This window comes from Endozoicomonas sp. SESOKO3 (genome assembly GCF_024606255.1).
Genome location: NZ_JAHHPR010000089.1, coordinates 1 through 1,707, shown reverse-complemented (window position 1 = coordinate 1,707; position 1,707 = coordinate 1). Strand labels below are relative to the sequence as shown.

At 43.3% G+C, this 1,707-nt stretch carries 3 protein-coding genes and 1 pseudogene; 3 read left to right on the top strand and 1 reads right to left on the bottom strand.

Annotation, left to right across the window (positions count from 1 at the left end; translation table 11 throughout):
- Window positions 1-444: pseudogene (locus KDK18_RS01420) on the top strand (glutathione synthase); the annotation flags it as partial.
- A gap of 59 nt (window positions 445-503) precedes the next feature.
- Here the strand turns inward: KDK18_RS01420 and KDK18_RS01415 are convergent.
- Window positions 504-1,187, bottom strand: coding sequence for a hypothetical protein (locus KDK18_RS01415; protein ID WP_257252658.1), 684 nt, complete (start codon window positions 1,185-1,187; stop codon window positions 504-506).
- Window positions 1,188-1,330: 143 nt separating this feature from the next.
- On the opposite strand from KDK18_RS01415, the gene KDK18_RS01410 reads away from it, so the two are divergent.
- A complete protein-coding gene (locus KDK18_RS01410) occupies window positions 1,331-1,456 on the top strand; it encodes a hypothetical protein (RefSeq protein WP_257252656.1) in 126 nt (41 codons plus the stop codon).
- On the top strand, window positions 1,456-1,707 hold a 252-nt coding region (locus KDK18_RS01405), incomplete at its 3' end, for a type II toxin-antitoxin system PemK/MazF family toxin (RefSeq protein ID WP_257252655.1). The genes KDK18_RS01410 and KDK18_RS01405, both read left to right, overlap by 1 nt.

Sequence of the window (1,707 nt, the reverse complement as noted above, 5' to 3'; positions counted from 1 at the left end):
ATTTTCAGAACTCACGCCAATGACCAGAACTTCAGTGTGATTGTCGAAACCCTGACCCAACACGGGCAACAACAGGCCATGATCCAAAAGTACATTCCCGAGATCAAGGCAGGTGACAAACGCATACTTCTGATCGACGGCGAACCCATACCTTACGCTCTGGCACGTATTCCCGCCGAGGGTGAACTGCGTGGCAACCTTGCCGCCGGCGGCAGTGGTGTGGGTCAGGCGCTGACCGAAAAAGATTACTGGATCGCTGAACAGGTGGCTCCGGTACTGAAAGAAAAAGGCCTGCTGTTTGTCGGGCTGGACGTCATTGGAGAATACCTGACCGAGATCAACGTTACCTCACCCACCTGTATACGACAGTTGGATGATCAGTTTGGTATCCGCATTGGTGACAGGTTGATGGATAAGATTGAGGAGAAGTTGTCTGTCCTGTGATCAAAAAAAGGGGGAGGGTTTTATCCCCCCCTCTTCATCGAGAAACATTTCATTCAGAATCAGTTAAATTTCTTTGAAGACGACAATAATTGTATGATTCTTTGAAGCTTGTGGTACATTTGATCGAGATAAAATCTTTCATCATTGTTAAAACAGCATGGAAAGCTTTGTTTAAATTTCTTGATTTTGGATTGAAGTTCCTTACCCAATTGAAGAAGCAAAGACTTATCTTTATATTTCGTCGAAAAAAATGTTGCCAGTCTTAAACGATGTTCATTATCAACTTCATCAATACCAAATTTTTTATTAAACTGAGTTGCGGCTTTAAATGCATTTTTGATGGTCTCTTTATCGGCGTCCTCTCTATAAGCGGCATCCATAGCCTGATTCAGAATATCATTTTCAAGTTTACTCTTCATTTGGTGCGCACGAGTTTCAAAAACTTTCATACTACCTATTGGGTCTAACCTTTGAAATGCATCAACAATGGCACCAACCATACGGCTAAAAATATTTTTCCTGCCTGTTTCAGCTGTGACATTGACATCAACTAATCTATTTTCATCGCTACTGGCACAGACAGAAACACTGTAATTTCTGTCTGCTTGCACTGAGTGAAATGTCACTTCTTTCTCGCCACCTTTGAACCCACCAATTCCGTCAATGAGTGTTCGATCAACCAGAATATTTTTCCAGTTATTGATGTTAGTGAGATTGGCTGCTGGACATCCCTGTATATTCATACCCATTACCTCCATGGCAGTTAATCAATAAAATAAATACTCCTATCACTTGGGATAAGCATTAAATATGTTTTAAAAAGATATAGAAAATTCACCCTGACGATAATGACCGCTCAGTTAGCAACACTGACAACAAGATTGTCTTGTCCCCTGTCAAAGAAGAGTTAACACTTGAAGCCCTGCTTGAAGGAAGCCCGACCGAACGTCTGGTCATGACCGACGAGGACAAAGAGTGGGTGGACATGTTACCTGTCGGTAAGGAAGTTTGATGTACATACCAGAGCGAGGCGATATTGTACTCATCAATTTTGAACCCGGTAGTGGCAGGGAGATCATGAAAACCCGCCCGGGTTATGTGCTTTCCCGTAGACTTCTTAACCAGCATACAGGGCTCGCCATCATCGCCCCTGTTACCAGTACCATTCGAGGTGTCAAACTGGAAGTGCTGTTAACCAAAACAATGACGACCCACGGGTCTATTCTGGTTCACCAGATGAAATCCATGGATTTTGAGTGCCGG